This is a genomic window from Citromicrobium bathyomarinum (assembly GCF_038594605.1).
Lineage (GTDB): Bacteria > Pseudomonadota > Alphaproteobacteria > Sphingomonadales > Sphingomonadaceae > Alteriqipengyuania > Alteriqipengyuania bathyomarina_B.
Genome location: NZ_JBCFZM010000002.1, coordinates 114,500 through 129,550 on the forward strand (window position 1 = coordinate 114,500; position 15,051 = coordinate 129,550).

14 protein-coding genes are annotated in these 15,051 nt (G+C 62.8%); 6 read left to right on the forward strand and 8 right to left on the reverse strand.

The genetic code is table 11. The features are described from left to right. The first annotated feature begins 517 nt into the window (after positions 1-517). Complete coding sequence (locus tag AAG612_RS07480) at positions 518-658, forward strand: hypothetical protein (protein WP_342508869.1); 141 nt, start codon at positions 518-520, stop codon at positions 656-658. A gap of 68 nt (positions 659-726) precedes the next feature. After that, a complete protein-coding gene (locus tag AAG612_RS07485) occupies positions 727-1,047 on the forward strand; it encodes a hypothetical protein (RefSeq protein ID WP_342508871.1) in 321 nt (106 codons plus the stop codon). On the opposite strand, the gene AAG612_RS07490 is transcribed toward AAG612_RS07485, so the two are convergent. The 3 genes from AAG612_RS07490 to AAG612_RS07500 form a co-directional block, all read right to left on the reverse strand. Further along, the gene (locus AAG612_RS07490; RefSeq protein WP_342508873.1) at positions 1,044-1,784 is read right to left on the reverse strand and encodes a PilZ domain-containing protein; all 741 of its coding nucleotides are present in this window, start codon (positions 1,782-1,784) and stop codon (positions 1,044-1,046) included. The genes AAG612_RS07485 and AAG612_RS07490 overlap by 4 nt on opposite strands. Positions 1,785-1,924: 140 nt before the next feature. Further along, positions 1,925-2,740 carry a LysR family transcriptional regulator gene (locus AAG612_RS07495; protein ID WP_342508875.1) on the reverse strand — a complete coding sequence of 272 codons (816 nt, stop codon included), beginning with the start codon at positions 2,738-2,740 and terminating at the stop codon, positions 1,925-1,927. A gap of 343 nt (positions 2,741-3,083) precedes the next feature. After that, entirely contained in the window at positions 3,084-3,716 is a 633-nt protein-coding gene (locus AAG612_RS07500) for a tyrosine-type recombinase/integrase (RefSeq protein ID WP_342508877.1), read from the reverse strand. A 337-nt stretch (positions 3,717-4,053) separates the two neighbouring features. Here AAG612_RS07500 and AAG612_RS07505 point away from each other — a divergent pair, with 337 nt between their 5' ends. Further along, positions 4,054-4,971 (forward strand): MBL fold metallo-hydrolase, encoded by a 918-nt coding sequence (locus AAG612_RS07505; protein ID WP_342510318.1) that lies wholly within the window; start codon positions 4,054-4,056, stop codon positions 4,969-4,971. 6 nt (positions 4,972-4,977) lie between these two features. Here the strand turns inward: AAG612_RS07505 and AAG612_RS07510 are convergent, their stop codons facing one another. Beyond that, positions 4,978-5,457, reverse strand: coding sequence for an Lrp/AsnC family transcriptional regulator (locus AAG612_RS07510; protein WP_342508879.1), 480 nt, complete (start codon positions 5,455-5,457; stop codon positions 4,978-4,980). A gap of 177 nt (positions 5,458-5,634) precedes the next feature. Between AAG612_RS07510 and AAG612_RS07515 the strand changes: the two genes are divergently transcribed. Beyond that, positions 5,635-6,222 carry a LysE family translocator gene (locus AAG612_RS07515; RefSeq protein WP_342508880.1) on the forward strand — a complete coding sequence of 196 codons (588 nt, stop codon included), beginning with the start codon at positions 5,635-5,637 and terminating at the stop codon, positions 6,220-6,222. A 218-nt stretch (positions 6,223-6,440) separates the two neighbouring features. Here the strand turns inward: AAG612_RS07515 and AAG612_RS07520 are convergent, their stop codons facing one another. Beyond that, positions 6,441-8,879 (reverse strand): TonB-dependent receptor, encoded by a 2,439-nt coding sequence (locus AAG612_RS07520; RefSeq protein WP_342508882.1) that lies wholly within the window; start codon positions 8,877-8,879, stop codon positions 6,441-6,443. A gap of 246 nt (positions 8,880-9,125) precedes the next feature. Here AAG612_RS07520 and AAG612_RS07525 point away from each other — a divergent pair, with 246 nt between their 5' ends. Continuing rightward, positions 9,126-11,276 carry a TonB-dependent receptor domain-containing protein gene (locus tag AAG612_RS07525; RefSeq protein WP_342508884.1) on the forward strand — a complete coding sequence of 717 codons (2,151 nt, stop codon included), beginning with the start codon at positions 9,126-9,128 and terminating at the stop codon, positions 11,274-11,276. Positions 11,277-11,411: 135 nt separating this feature from the next. Continuing rightward, positions 11,412-12,587 carry an alpha/beta hydrolase family protein gene (locus tag AAG612_RS07530; RefSeq protein WP_342508886.1) on the forward strand — a complete coding sequence of 392 codons (1,176 nt, stop codon included), beginning with the start codon at positions 11,412-11,414 and terminating at the stop codon, positions 12,585-12,587. Positions 12,588-12,817: 230 nt separating this feature from the next. Here the strand turns inward: AAG612_RS07530 and apaG are convergent, their stop codons facing one another. From apaG to AAG612_RS07545, 3 genes are all read right to left on the reverse strand, one after another. Then, the gene (apaG, locus tag AAG612_RS07535; RefSeq protein ID WP_342508888.1) at positions 12,818-13,216 is read right to left on the reverse strand and encodes a Co2+/Mg2+ efflux protein ApaG; all 399 of its coding nucleotides are present in this window, start codon (positions 13,214-13,216) and stop codon (positions 12,818-12,820) included. Positions 13,217-13,331: 115 nt separating this feature from the next. Next, positions 13,332-14,615 (reverse strand): Glu/Leu/Phe/Val family dehydrogenase, encoded by a 1,284-nt coding sequence (locus AAG612_RS07540; protein WP_342508890.1) that lies wholly within the window; start codon positions 14,613-14,615, stop codon positions 13,332-13,334. Between the two features lie 128 nt (positions 14,616-14,743). Then, a complete protein-coding gene (locus AAG612_RS07545) occupies positions 14,744-15,043 on the reverse strand; it encodes a GIY-YIG nuclease family protein (protein WP_342508892.1) in 300 nt (99 codons plus the stop codon). Positions 15,044-15,051 lie beyond the last annotated feature (8 nt).

The window sequence follows — 15,051 nt, forward strand, 5'->3', positions numbered from 1 at the left end:
TTCACTGTGGAGTAATGAAGAAAGGGAGGGCTGTCCTACTCCCCTGCAATCTGCAATCTGCCTGCGGCTATGCCCGCAGATGAGTCTTTCGATGGGTCCGCCGAGGACCGTCGCCCGAACACGCGCGTTTGTTTGTTTGGCCTCAAGCGCCGGCGCTCGCATCCGCTCGCTTGGCTACCGCGCCATACGGCGCGACGGGCGGTCGCCCTTGCCTCGCCTGCGGCTCGGAAGTCAGCGCCATGACCGTAAACAAGCGCAAGATACCCCGCCAGGCGACCTCCGCCGTGGCCTGGACCGGCGATCCGCCCGAGGACGACGATCCGCTGCTGGCCTTTGCGCCCTACCTGCACGCAGCTCCGCGCGGCAACTCGATCACGCCCGAGCGGCAGCGGCGCCCTTCGACAGGCTCAGGACAGGGTTTGTCGCGACGCTCGCGGCGACGGGGATCGTCACGCAGGCGGCGCGCGAGTCATCTTTCTGCCTACCGCTCCGCTACATAAGGCGACGCGGCAAGAGCATGGAGGCGCTCTACCGCCTGCGCGCCAAGCCGGGGGCGGAGGGGTTTGCCGGCGCGTGGGATGCGGCGCTGGAGCACGGGGTGCAGCGGCTGGAGGATTGTGTGCGTTTTTTTGCCAGGCCTACCGCTTCCGCTGCTTGAGGCCTGTTGCGCGCGCCAAACGACATTCGCAGAAACGAGGGATTTTTTTGCCCATAACAGTGTGTCAGGTGTGTCAGGCGACCGCCCTCAAGCAGCGGAAGCGAAGCTGGGCATTAGCCTTACCGGTAGGGCAACCAAGGACTCACAAGCCCGACAACGCGCTGCTGCGCTTCCTCCTCCGGCATCGCCTGCCCGCGCGCTACGCCGCCGACAGCCATGTCGCGCCCGGGCATCCGCTCTACGAACGCATCCGTGAAGAGGTGCTGGAGCCGAAGCGGCGCCAGAGGAAGAGAGACGAGGCGGCGATCTTTGCGTCGATCGATGCGAAGCTCGCGAAGATCCGTACGCGGCGCACCGCAGCACGCGAAGAGAGGGCCGGATCCGTCTAGAGGAAGCGGCGCAGCGGGATCGGGGCGTTGGCGGGCGGGCCTTCGACCGGGTCCGGGTCCGGCTCGCCGTCGGGCGCAGAGGGCGGGTCGGCGCCCTTGCCCGGCGCCACCGGATCGGTCGGCACGCGGCTGGCGGGGCCGACTCCTTCGAGCAGCTCCATCAGCCGGGTCGGCGGCAGCGGGCGTTCGAAGCGGATGCCGGTGATGCCGTCCTCGGTCCGTACGACGCTGGCATTGTGCAGCGCCTGGCCGCCCAGCTCGATCGTGCACAGCGTGCCGGGGGCGATGCCCTCCAGCCCCGTCACCGCGATCCCGGACATGGAGATATTGTGCATCTCCGCCCAGCAGCCCGTGCAGCCCGACCAGATGCGCACCTGCAGGCGTGCGGGGACGCGCGTGGCGCGCGGGCGGGGCACCTCGATCTTGTGCGCGGGGCCGGAAAGGTTGGCGACGCCGATGCGGTTGCCATCGACCCACGCGACCCGCGCCTCGACCGGGTCGATCCCGTCCCACCAGTAGGTGACGTGCGTGCCGGGATCGACGTCCAGCAGCGCCTCGAACATCGCGCCGCCGTTGCTCATGTTGCGCAGGATGGCGGGGTGCGCGACGCCGTCGAGCATCACGCAGCAGGTGCGGAAGGTCGCGATCTGGCGCTCGTTCTCGCGCCGATCGGCGGGCGGCGGCGTGGGGGAAGAATCCCGATGCGGAAAATCCACGATGTTGACCGGCTTCGACATTCTTGCGCAAGGCCCCGAGTGTTGCTCCGGGTCCCGGCTTAGGCAGAACATCCCTACCGATTCATGTGCGAGGATGGTTAATGGCGCGGTAGGAAGTGCGATTTCCGCCGGGGAATCCTGCCGCGAAGCTCGGCAGGGGCTCAGAGCGTTGTCTTGAGGTAGTCGACCAGCGCGCGGACCTTCTTCTGACGCCACTGCGGCGGCGGGGCGAGCAGCCAGTAGGATCGGCGACCGTCCTCGGGCCCCTGCGCAACCGCGACCGTGCCCGCCGCGATGGCTTCGGCGGCGAGCGCATGCGGCACCCGCGCGGCGCCCATCCCCGCGACCACGCAGGCGAGCGCCTGCCCCGCGCTGCCAACCGCGATGCACGGTTCGCCCGCGGCCTCGGCCCCTTCGTCCCGCCCATCCCCGGGCCAGCCGATCGTGCGGCCCTCAGCCTGCGGCGCGTTCTTCGGCGCCACGGTGACCCACTCGGGCCGGGTCAGCTGTTCGCCGGGGCAGTCGCCCGGCCCCTCCGCCAGCCAGATCGCGAGGTCGAGATTGGCTTCGGAGAAATCCGCCTTCTCCCGCTCGCGCAGCTGGAAGCGCACCCCGGGCTGCCCGGCCTGAAACGCGGCGAGGCGCGGGGCGAGCCAGTGTTCGAGGATCCCGCGCGGGGCGGCAATGGCATAGCGATCGACCGACTGGCCCGCCTGCATCGCCGCCACGCTTTCCTCGAACCGCAGGAAGCCGTCGCGCAGCGCGTCGAGCCCCGCGTGCCCTTCCTCGGTCAGCTCCAGCCCCTTGCTCGTCCGGCGGAACAGCACCGTGCCGAGATGATCCTCGAGCGCGCGGATCTGCTGGCCCACGGCAGCCGGCGTCACCGCCAGCTCGTCCGCCGCCTTGGTGAAGGAGAGGTGCCGCGCGGCAGCATCGTAGACGCGAAGGGCGTTGAGGGGCAGGAGCGTGCGCTTCATATCGCGCCAACCGCTAGCCAGCGAGGGCGCGTGCGGCAAGCCGGGTTACGCGAACGGGGCGCCCGGGCTGCGCGAGAGCGCGAACCCGGAGCTTGCCGAAGGACATCGATTCAGCGCGCGCTATTGCGAACTGTGGGGTGTGAGCAGCCTCTCGATACCCGCGCTCCGCGCGGCGGCTTCTGGGCCGGTAGCGGCCTGACCGGTTTAAGGCGCGACAATGGGCAAAGCTGCCGTTCGGTGGTGCAGATGCCTTAGTCAGCAGCTCCCCACGACGGTGGTACGGTTTTGCGAGGCAGCTGCCCCAAGGCGGTCGACCAGCGCCGTTGGCCGACTGCTTAATGCATCAAATTTCGGTGCGCTCTGCCAAGAGCAAGGCGTCTTCGACATCGACGCCGAGATAGCGAACCGTGTTCTCGATCTTGCTGTGGCCCAGCAAAATCTGGATAGCACGAATATTGCCGGTGGCCCGATAGATCATCGCCGCTTTTGTCTGGCGAAGCGAGTGCGTCCCGTATTCGGACTTCCGAAGCCCGATTGCAGTCACCCATTCATCGACGAGGCGGGCATACTGGCGCGTGCTCATGTGCCTCGCAGGATCGACGCGGCTGGGGAAGAGATAATCGCCCGTTGAACCGCCCCGTCGCTCCAGCCAAGCTAGTAGTGTCGCTCGCACATCGGCAGTAATCTCAAACTGCACCGGTCGACTGGTCTTTTGCTGAATGACAATCGCACGATTGCGGATGTCAGCGCCGGCAACCACGTCGCCAATCTTGATCTTCACCAGATCGCAGCCGCGTAACTTGCTGTCGATGGCGAGATCGAAGAGAGCCTTATCCCTCAATCGGCCTTCGCGATCGAGGTGGAAGCGAATTGCCCATATCTGCTTCTGCGTTAGCGGTCGCTTCGTTCCAACATTCTTACCAGCGTTCCATGCCACACGTCCCTGAATGGCAGAGTCAAATCGTGAATATCCCATCGTTCATCTCCTTGGCCGATATTAGCCAAGGAGGTAACGCTGAGAGTGGCGCCATTTTGGGCCGGAGCGAACAGTCTGGCTTCAGGTGGTCAGCACGTAAGGCTTCTTACCCGACTTGACACATGCCCGAACCCCAATGCCAAATTCGACGAGTTCATCCGTCGCCGCTGGACGAAGGCTGTGTGCCATCGCTGGTTGGCATCGATCGCCAGGTCGCGGGAAGGGTATCGAAAGCCCTTCCTGCTCAAAGCGGCACGTGATGGGCCGTTTGTCTTGGCACGGGAACATCGCTCTTCGCCCCGGTGTTAACGACAATAGTGGTTACCGATTGGAATTGATGTTGCGCCTCGTTTTTTTGTTTTTCGCCAGTCTGTTCGTTATCGGCGCTTCCTTCCTCTTCCAGATCCCCGTCGCACACGCGCAGGACCTCGAGGCAAGGGCGATCGAGCAGGTCGATGAAGACCTCTACCGATGGACCGCCGGCCCCTATCATTCGGTCTTCCTGGTTCACGATGCCGGGATCGTGGTAGGCGACCCGCTCAGCCGGGATGCCGCGTCTTGGCTGCGGACCGAACTCGCCGAGCGGTTTCCTGGTCTGCCAGTTACGCATGTCATCTATAGCCATAGCCATCCCGATCATGCCTATGGCGGCGAAGCGCTGGATGATGGACGCACGCAATTCATTGCTCATGAACTGGCCGCACAGACTTGGAAGCTGAATCGCGCCAAGGTTCGCATGCCGGATATCACCTTCGCCGACACCTTCTCGCTGGATCTGCCCGGGGGCAGTAATGTCGAACTGGCCTACTGGGGCGCGAACAATGGCAAGGGCTCGGTCTCGATGCGCTTTCCCGCGCAGGATGTGCTGCATGTCGTCGACTGGATCGTGCTCGGACGCATGCCCTATCAGTCGCTGGATGGATATGACATCCTCGGCATGATCGCATCGACCCGCGCCGTGCTGGCAAGGGTTCCTTTCGAAACATTCGTGGGCGGGCATGCGGACATCGGTTCGCGCGAGGACGTGGAGTTCTATCTGGGCTACATCGAAGCGCTGCATGACGGTGTCCTGACCGGCATCATCGAGGGACGCTCGCTGGAGGAAATCCAGAAAACGATCGATCTGTCGCGCTGGTCATCGCTCAAGCAGTTCGATGCGTGGCGCGACGCGAATGTGGAAGGCGTCTATCGCCAGCTGATCGACGATCATTATCTCGACATGCGACCGGAGATCGAAGAACCGGCTGTCTCGTAAGAGAGACTAGGTTTCCCGGCGCGCTCCACGAATGGGCAGTTCGGGACCTGACTTGATTTCGCGGAGAACGATCGAGGATTTAAGCGCGGTCACTCCCCCCGTGATGGCGATAAGGCGGTCGATCAGATCCGCGAGCTCGCCAAGGTCGCTCACGGCCACTTTCAATATCAGGTCGACCTCGCCACTTTGCATGAAGCATTCCAGCACTTGAGGCGTGTCACGTACCCAGCGCTGAAAAGCGTCGTTCTGATCCCGCGTATGTTCGCGCAAGCCCACCATTATGTGTGCGAGGATCGCGAGACCAAGGCGCTCGCGGCTCAATATCGCCACCGTCCGCTCAATATGGCCATCGCTGCGAAGGCGGTCGAGCCGACGCGCACATTGGCTGGCGGAGAGATGCACATGTTCAGCAAGCTTGGCGTTAGTCAGGCTGGCGTCACGCTGGATCGCATCCAACAGGCGGAGATCATAGGAATCTAAAGTCACCTACGCTCCATGCAACAATTTCGCATGGGAATCTATTAATCTGCGTGTTTGACGCATCTTTCGAGTAATCGACTAGGATAATCGCGGCCTATCACCGGGCGGCTGCACATATCATCGCAGACCCAACCTCAAGGACCTGCCATGATAGTGATCCCATCCGACCTTCCCGCCTTCGTAATGGCATCTTTGGTGCTTGCATTTGTGCCGGGGCCCGACCTTGTGTTCGTACTGACCGAATCGATGGTTCGCGGGCGCAGAGCAGGTCTGTTGGCGACCGCTGGCCTGTGCAGCGGACTGATCGTGCACACCGCCGCCGTCGCACTGGGCGTGGCTGCGCTGGTTCAGGCATCGCCCACCGCCTTTGCCGCACTGCGCTATCTCGGCGCAGGCTACCTCCTCTACCTTGCCTGGCGGGCCTTCCGCACAGCCAGCATGCCGATAGGAGAGAAGGAAGCGGGGAGCGTAGTCGACAGAGCAATCTACCGACGTGCCGCCATCATGAACGTAACCAACCCCAAGGTATTGATCTTTTTCCTCGCATTCCTCCCGCAATTTGCGGAGCCAGCGAGGGGAAATGTGGCAGGGCAAATGATGGTGCTCGGCGCGATCTTCATGGCATGCTCTGCCCTGTGCTTCTCGCTCGTGTCGTGGATGGCGCATCCCGTCGGTGCCTGGATCAGGCGCGCACCCATGCGCCAGGCCCGCCTGAATCAGGGTGCGGGGCTGATTTTCGTGGCGCTGGCGGTGAAGCTGGCCTTCATTTGACACGACGCAGAGGCAATTCCGCTTGGCCGATGGGATAGATGATAGTGCAACAAAGGCCAGTAAAAGCCCTTAACCTGTGGCGGCGCGACGATGCGTGGCCATAGGTGCCAAACCTACAGACAAAGCGCGCGCAACCTCGCTATGCCGACCCTTTTCGAGTCAGTTGGAGAGCCGGGCAGCGCCAAATCACGCGCCCGGCCCTCCAACGCAATCCAGCCTTAGAAGCTGGTGCGAGCGCCTATAAGGACGACACGGCCGGGCGCGATCGTGGTGGTCGAGCGATCCGAGTCCTGGTCTTTCAGAACGTTGTCGACCTGGCCGAACACGCTCAGCCAGTCGTTGACCGGCATCTCGCCGCGCAGGTTCAGGCGCCAAAGCGTCGGAACGTCGACGTAATAGTCTCGCGTCGTGGGCCGATCGGGCTCCAGGCCGTACTGGGCGCGGGTTCTTGCCGCGCCGTCCAGTTGCCGCCGAGGACCAAGCCAGAATGCGTTTGCACTTACGCTTCCGCCCAGCACCGAAACCGTAGCGGTTACCCCAGCGATAAACTTGGGCACGCTGAGCCGCCGGTCGCCCTCCTGGTAGAGCGGATCCTCCTCGTCCTGATAGAAGTTGCTGAGTTCCTTGATCCGATTGTCGATGAAGGTCAGGTTGCCGCGAAGGGACAAGGGACCGAAGGATGCATTGCCCTCGAATTCCCAGCCCTTGTTCGTGACGACCCCGAAATTCTGATACTGTGCGACCCTTGGACGCAAATCCACTGGCATGATCAGATCGCGGCCTTCTTCGTCGAAGCGCGTCGCCGACAGGGTGCCGATACCGGCCCACGTGAGATCGAAGCCGGCATCCCAACCAACTTTCCTCTCGGGACCGACATCGGGATTGGGCAGATAATAGACATTGAAACCATAGCCGCCGTTGATCGCCCTTTCATCGATCGGCGGGCGAACGCTTTCGCCCCATTGTCCGCGCAATTTCAGGGTGGCAGGCCCCTCGTCGAACACATAGGCAAGCCCCACGCGAGGCTGGAACTGGCTGGTTTCAGAATCGCCCACAAAGCGGATGCCATTGTCCACCCGGCCTGCCAGCGTCAGGTAGGCCTGGTTGCGAAAACCGAGTTCGGCAATGCCGAAATAGCCGAAATTGTCCCAGCTATCCGCGTGATTATCGACGAACTGGGCGGTCGACAGGTCGGGCTTCCCATCCACGTAGGTGAACGAATTGATGGAAAATTCCCGGTCCTTGTAGAATACGGCGTCCGCACCCGCCGTCATCTTCAGGTCGAAATCGCTGCTGATGTCGAGATCGTAAACCGTCGAGTAGCGAAGCGTCCGGCGGGTATAGTCGGTATTCTGGTAATAGTTACGCGTCTCGCTGTAGCCGCCTTCGTACCCGAAAGACTGCTTGTCCTGACCGAGAGTGACGGTGTGCTGCCAGTTCGGCGCCGCCTCGTAGTTGAGGGTAAGCGCGACCAGCGTCTCGGTCATCGGGTAGTGGAGGCCCCGTTCCTTATCGCCGGGCTCACGGTAGCGCAGGCAGGACGCGGTGTCCGCGCGGTTCGGCAAGGTGCACGAATAGGAAAAGTTGGCGGTGTAGAGTTCGCGGGTGTTGTGGAACGCACTCAGGCTGGCAGTGAACGGTCCGCGCCGCGCGCGGATGCCGCCGGAAAATGCCAGGCTTTCCGAATCGTAGCGCTGCGCCCATTCCCCGATGGACTGATAGCTCGCGCCCAGCCGATAGCCGAGATCGTCGTCACCGCCCGAAAGCTGAACCGAGTGGTCATGCACGTAGGGCGTGACGCCATCGGGCGTGTAATCGCTGTCCATGACACCGACTGATGCCTTCGCATCGACGCGCAGGCGACCGTCGTTGCTGCCTTTCTTCGTAACGATCTTCATCAGGCCCGTCGCGCCCTCGGCACCATACATGGTGCCCGCCTGCGGGCCGCGAACGATCTCGATACGCTCGATCGTCTGGGGGTCGAGGGTCGACAGCAGTGTCGGCCGGGCAAGTTCGACGCCGTCGATGAAAATCTTCATGTAGTCGCCGTTGAGGTCGCTGGTGCCGTAGTTCCAGGACGTCTCGCCACGCGTAATGACCTGCGTGGTCCAGTCGTTGAGCCCGGAATTGAGAGCGAACACCCCGGCGAATTCACCCCGAAGCAGGTCGGTCATGTTCCTGATCTGCTTGCGCTCGATATCCTCGGCGGTGATGATGGATACCGGTGCCGAAGTGCTCCTCTGGGTGCTCAGGGCATTCCCGGTCACGACGATGACATCGGCGTCCGCGCCGGAAATTTGCGCAATTTCCAAATTGGCGATCGCCCCTTGCGTATCGGAAACGCGTACCGTTCGCTCACCTTCGACGAATCCCGACCGGCGGAACGAGACGGTATGCTCGCCCGGAGCAACCCCGATGATGCGGTACGTACCATCGGCCTCGCTCTCTGCGGTGTAGCGTGTGCCATCCACCGATACCTCGACGTCGGCCAGCGCCGTGCCATCGGCCGCGTTCGTAATCCGACCGGAGATCGTGCCCGGGTCGGCAGCGACGGTCTGTGGCCCCTCATCCGACAGCTCAGCTTGGGATGGGGAGGTTTGCGCGCTGGCGCCCGAAGCGAAAAGCGCCAGCGAGAGCGCCACAATCGAGCACGACACGCCGGTGCGCACTGCGCGACCGAAAACCGTATCGAGGGCTGTCGCGTGGGCGGCGTTCCTGGCGGCCTTGCGCCGGTTTGAGATATTATTATGTAACGTCAGTTGTGACAACGTCGATCCCCATTCTGGCTGGTCAGATGCACATTCGCACCGGTCATGTGCATCACATAGCCGGTGAATTGATGGTTGTAATGAGATAACGTCTCCCTTAGGCGGCGCTCTCCAGCCACACAAGGGATAAATCGAATGTTTCGCACCGCGCTGCTCAGTTCAGCCGCCATCACGCTGACCATGACCGCTCCGGCTTTCGCGCAGGATACTGTTGCGACCGGTTCGGCTTCCTCCACGCCCGAGCAGGACTCGGCGGATCGGACAGGCCTCCATGATGTTGCGGGCGAGGAAATCATCGTCACGGCACCTTTTGCACGTGCGCAGACCGATGTTTTGTCGGGCACTTCGGTGCTTACCGGAACCGAGCTCACGCGCGAGCTTCGCCCCACCGTCGGCGATACGCTGGCGAGGCAGCCTGGCGTGTCGGCCACCAGCTTCGGCCCCAACGTGTCGCGCCCTGTTCTGCGCGGGTTTCAGGGTGAGCGGATCCGTATTCTGACCGATGGCATCGGCAGCATCGACGTGTCGAACACCTCGGCTGACCATGCCACGGCGATCAATCCGTTGACCGCGGAGCGGATCGAGGTCTTGCGCGGACCGGCATCGCTGTTGTTCGGTTCATCGGCGATCGGCGGCGTGGTGAACGTCATCGACAACCGAATTCCGCGCACCGTACCCGCCGCGCCCGCGCATTTCGACGTGATTGCCACTTACGGCAGCGCGGCTGACGAAACGTCGATCGGCGGTGTGATCAACATACCGGTGACCGAGAACATCGTGTTCCATGCCGATGGATCCTATCTCAATACCGCCGATCTGCGCACCGGCGGCTATCTCTATTCCCGCCAGATTCGCGCCGAAGCGGCCGAGCATGCGCGCGAATTCGACGAACCCGAACTTCTCGAGGAAGCCGAGGAGCGGGGCAAGCTGGCAAACAGCGCCGCCGAAACGACCGAAATCTCCGGTGGTCTGTCCTATATTGGTAGCGGCGGCTCGATCGGTTTCGCCGTGACCCGCTATGACAACCTTTACGGTGTGCCGGGGCGCTTCGAGCTCGAAGGCGACCATGGCGGCGGTGGCGGCCATGATCACGATCACAGCGGCGTCCGCCTCGACTTGCAGCAAACGCGGGTCGACGTTCGCGGCGAACTCGAAACCGGCGATGGCTTCATAGAGCGGATCAGCGTCCGCGCAGCCAGAGCCGATTACCAGCATGACGAAATCGAATCGGACGGCGGCATCGGCACGAGCTTCTTCAATGAAGGCTACGAAGGTCGCATCGAGGCCGTGCAGTCGGAACGCGATGGCTGGACTGGCGCGATCGGTGGACAGTTCTTCATCCGCGATTTCGATGTGGAGGGCGAAGAGAAATTCCTGCCCGCCAACAAAACACGTCAATTCGGCATCTTCACCCTGCAATCGAAGGATTTCGGAGCGTTGCGGGCGGAAGCAGGCGCCCGGTATGAGCATAGCAATATCGACGCAGATGCGGATGCCGACCTCGGCAATGGAAACATCGCGCGCAGCTTCGATGCTTTTTCCTTCTCTCTTGGCGCGAGCTACCCGCTGATGGACGGGCTGCGCATCGGCCTCAACGGCTCGCGCAGTGAACGTGCGCCCTCGGCAGAGGAACTCTTTGCCAATGGTCCCCATATCGGGACGCAGGCATTTGAAATCGGCGATCCGGATTTCGAGAAGGAATCGAGCTGGGGGCTTGAGGCAACCCTGAAAGGGCAAGGCGAAGGCTATCGCTTTGCCTTGTCCGCCTACCATAACTGGTTCGACAACTATATTTACGACTATCAGCCGGGCACGTTCGCTGATGGCCTACCGGTGTTCCAGTACGCACAGGCCGATGCCCGCTATTACGGACTGGAGGGCGAGTTCTCGGCGAGGCTTGCACAGGTCGGCGGCACGGAGATCCGCGGCGACATTCTGGGCGACTATGTCCACGCGACGATCGACGATTCCAACCCGGCTCCGCGCATTCCGCCGCTGCGACTGCTCGCAGGGCTGGAGGCAAAGGCCGAGAAATTCGGCGCTCGGGTCGAGGTGGAGCATGCATTCGAACAGGACCGCGTTGCCGAATACGAGACCACGACCGACGCCTATACGATGGTCAACGCATCGATTGTTTGGACGCCAATGGCGGACAATGCGACCAGCTTCATCCTGTCGGCGAACAACCTGCTCGATGTAGAGGCGCGGCGGCATGCGAGCGTGCTGAAAGACTACGCCCCGCTGGCGGGACGCGACATACGTGTCACCGCTCGCTTCCACTTCTGACGGGCAAAGATGTGGCGCCGACCGATGGCGGTCGGCGCCATGAAGGGCCGTTCCTGGAACCGGATTGCCTCTGAAACGCGATTGCCTTTGGGCGCTTGTGGCACATTGCTTCCTTGGTAATCCGGAACCACCCGGTTGGGTTTGCTGGACAACCATTCGCGCACGAGGGGCTTGGTGTTCATCGAGGCGTTATTGTCACCTTCGCGAAAGAGTTTTGCGGCCATGACTTCACGAGTGGTCGCGTCGCAGGCGCGTCGGGAAAGGTCGTCGATTTCAGCGCGCAGAGTCGGATTGCAGCTGTGCGGTTCCATCTACCTTGCATGGATGCTCTGGACGCTCATCGTGGGTATGGGGTTTTTCGCGGCTCATGCTTCCGTGCCCGATAAAGCGGATATGCCTTTCACTTCTGTCGAGCGATACGAACTGCCGTTCGAGACCCGCGTCCAATGGCTTGATTTCATTCGCTCCGGACCGGGGGGAGAGAAAGCGGCCGAGGAGTACGCCACGGCTTTCCCCGATGATCTCTACAGGCGAGCGGCCACCAGCACCGATGCCGAGATATACCGTATTCAATACCGAAGCGACGATTTGAGCATTCGCGGCTTCATGGTCGCGCCGCGCGATGCCGGGCCACACCCGGTCATCATTTTCAACCACGGCGGAACGATGCAATGGGGCCGCATCGTTCTCGCCGATCTGCTCGAATTCGTCCGCCTGGCAGAGCGTGGCTACATCGTCTTCGCCTCTGCCTACCGCGGCGAAGGCGGCAGCGACGGAGAGCCGAGCTTGGACGGCGGTGCCACACGCGATGTGCTATCGCTAATCGAGTTGATCGACCATGTGCCCGCCGCCGATGCAGACCGTATCGGTGTCTGGGGAGCGAGCCGGGGCGGGAGCCTTACCTACGATCTCCTTGCCCGAACGGACCGGATCGATGCTGCCATCATTCAGGCCGGGCCGACCGATCTCGTCCACGCGCCGCGACGCGCCGAGTTCGACGAACACGTCTATCCCTTTACGATCGCCGACTACGAGAGCGACAAGGATGGAATTCTCGCCGCGCTCTCACCGATTGAGTGGCCCGAGCGCTTGTCGCCAAGAACGCAGATCCTCCTGCTGCACGGCACTGCGGACGAGAGGGTTCAACCGGAGGACACAATCCGCATGGCGCTGGCACTTCAAGGTCTTGGCCGACCATATCGCCTCAAAATTTACGATGGCGGCTCCCATTCGCTCATCGAGAACTGGAACGACGTCCGTGCAGAGATGGACAGCTGGTTCGACCGCCATCTAAGAACCAGCGAGAAGTAATTATAGGGCGCGACGATCGCTTACGACCAAGATTGGCGCGTAAAGCTGCTATCCCCGGTTGGCTGGGTGAATGACCGCTTTCGGGCCTCTGCGATAAACGGTGGAACGACCAAAATGGGGGCGCAGAACGGTCGCAGGTTCCGACTTCGCTCTCCCTCGCCCCGCGATTGCTTCGTCCCGACCTGCGGCGGCCGGACCTCGCAACGACGATTATCGAGCGCGCCCCCGCCTCAATGCGCCGTCGCAGGCGCCGCCAGCGGGAAGAAGGGGATGCGCACCTCGATCGGCGATCCGTCCTCGCGGTGGAAGGTGTAGAAGCCTTCCATCGAACCGAACGGCGTCGTCAGCGGGCAGCCCGAGACGTAGTCGTGGCTGCGGCCAGGCGTCAGCACCGGCTGTTCGCCGACCACGCCTTCACCATCGACATGACGGACCAACCCTTGCGAATCGGTGATCCGCCAGTGGCGGGTCATCAGCTGCACCCGCTCGCGCGAAGCGTTCTCGATCCGAATATGATAAATCCAGAACCACTTGCCGTTCGCGGGATCGCTCTGCTCAGGCAGAAAATTGACCGAGACGCGAACGGTGATCTCGTCGGTCGTGGCGGCATGATCGAACAGGTTCTTCATCGTGATTCGGGAGCGTAATGGGATTCGGGGCGAGGGCAAGGCGGCGCGCCCCACCTTGCCCACACCTGTTGCGCCAAAACATCAGGCACCAGGCGAGAGGGGGCCCGCCCATCGGTTACCCCTGGCCGAAATCCGCGCGTGTGCCGTGGGCAGAGATCGCGGCGCACAGGCGCTTCAACGCTACCGCATAGGCGGCGGTGCGCATGTCGGTGTCGTGGTCCTGCATCACTTCGCGCACATTATCGGCGGCGTCGGCCATGGTATCTTCCAGATAATCGTCCACATCGTCGGCGCTCCAGTCGATGCCCTGGCGGCCCTGCACCCACTCGGCGTGGCTGATCGTCACCCCGCCTCCATTGGCGAGGATATCGGGCACCACCTCGATTCCTGCATCGGCCAGCGCCTTGTCGGCAGCGGGTAGCACCGGGCGGTTGGCAAGCTCGACGATCGCCTTGCACTTGAGCACCTTGGCGTCGTCCTCATCGGCGATCACCCCGCCCAGCGCGGCGAGCACCAGCACATCGCATTCGGTAGTCAGCACTGCCTCGGCATCGTCCGAGGATTGCGCGCCCTCACCCTCGCCGTCTCCGGCGTAAGCGGTGACCTTGCCTTCTTCGTCCTTCGCCTTGGCCAGCGCGTCGATATCGAGCCCGTCGGAGTCGCTCACGGTGCCCGAGGAATCGGCGACCGCAACGATTTTGTGGCCGGCTTCCTCGGCCGCATGCGCGAACCAGCGGCCGGCATTGCCGAAACCCTGCAAGGCGATCGCCAGCGAGCCGTCCTCGCCCAGCCCCACCAGATCGCGCATCTCCTCCAGCGCGATATGCGCGCCGCGTCCGGTCGCGGGCGTGCGCCCGGCCATGCCGCCGAGCGCAACCGGCTTGCCGGTGAAGGCATGCGGCTGGATCGAGCCCGCGATCTCGGAATATTCGGAGACCATCCACGCCATCTCGCGCTCGCCGGTGGCGACGTCGGGCGCGGGCACGTCGCGGTCGGGCCCGAGGATTTTCGCCATCGCGCGGACATAGCCGCGCGCCACACGCTCTTTCTCCATCGTCGAGAGGTCGTGCGCATCGACCTCCACGCCGCCCTTCCCGCCGCCGAAGGGCAGGCCCATCAGCGCGCATTTCATGGTCATGAGGAAGGCGAGCGTCTCGACCTCGTCGAGATGGACGCTGGGGTGGAAGCGGATGCCGCCCTTGGTCGGCCCGAGCGCGGAATTGTAGCGGCAACGCCACCCTTTCAGCGCCAGCGCCGAGCCATCGTCGCGCCGGATATTGACCGAGGCAGAGAGCGTCTCGATCGGGTTTTCAAGGTGGGCGACGACCTCTTCGTCGAGGCCGACCAGCTTCGCCGCGCGGGTCATCCGCCCCTGTGCCGCCTTCAGATATTCGCCCATCGCCACCGTCTCCTGTCGTTTGGTCTCACCCCAAACAACGTGAGCGCACGCGCGCGTTCCGGCGGGTGCCTAAAGGACTATGGTCTATCCCCCTCGTCACCCCGGACCTGATCCGGGGTGGTGCTTCTTCAGAGGAGCTTGTCGAAAAGATCGTCATAGTTCGGATTGCCCTTCTCGATCAGATCGAATTTCCACGCCCGATGCCAGCGCTTGAGGCGTTTTTCGTGCGCGATGCAGGCCTCAATGGATTCCCCATGTTCTGCCCACACGAGCCGGGTGAGGCTGCGACGGGCACAATAGTCGGAACCCATTCCGCTGCGATGCTGCATGACCCGATGCGACAGGGCGCTCGTCACCCCCACGTAGAGCGCACCGCGGTAGCGATTGGCCATGATGTAGACCCAGCCACCTGATGACGCTCTATCCATGGAGAAAG

What these genes read in the sequence shown, in the direction of transcription:
- AAG612_RS07545 (WP_342508892.1), bottom strand. Translation starts at nt 15,043, where the DNA reads ATGGATAGAGCGTCATCAGGTGGCTGGGTCTACATCATGGCCAATCGC.
- AAG612_RS07515 (WP_342508880.1), top strand. Translation starts at nt 5,635, where the DNA reads ATGGCATCTTTGGTGCTTGCATTTGTGCCGGGGCCCGACCTTGTGTTC.
- AAG612_RS07525 (WP_342508884.1), top strand. Translation starts at nt 9,126, where the DNA reads ATGTTTCGCACCGCGCTGCTCAGTTCAGCCGCCATCACGCTGACCATG.
- apaG (WP_342508888.1), bottom strand. Translation starts at nt 13,216, where the DNA reads ATGAAGAACCTGTTCGATCATGCCGCCACGACCGACGAGATCACCGTT.
- AAG612_RS07495 (WP_342508875.1), bottom strand. Translation starts at nt 2,740, where the DNA reads ATGAAGCGCACGCTCCTGCCCCTCAACGCCCTTCGCGTCTACGATGCT.
- AAG612_RS07500 (WP_342508877.1), bottom strand. Translation starts at nt 3,716, where the DNA reads ATGGGATATTCACGATTTGACTCTGCCATTCAGGGACGTGTGGCATGG.
- AAG612_RS07480 (WP_342508869.1), top strand. Translation starts at nt 518, where the DNA reads ATGGAGGCGCTCTACCGCCTGCGCGCCAAGCCGGGGGCGGAGGGGTTT.
- AAG612_RS07505 (WP_342510318.1), top strand. Translation starts at nt 4,054, where the DNA reads ATGTTGCGCCTCGTTTTTTTGTTTTTCGCCAGTCTGTTCGTTATCGGC.
- AAG612_RS07490 (WP_342508873.1), bottom strand. Translation starts at nt 1,784, where the DNA reads ATGTCGAAGCCGGTCAACATCGTGGATTTTCCGCATCGGGATTCTTCC.
- AAG612_RS07540 (WP_342508890.1), bottom strand. Translation starts at nt 14,615, where the DNA reads ATGGGCGAATATCTGAAGGCGGCACAGGGGCGGATGACCCGCGCGGCG.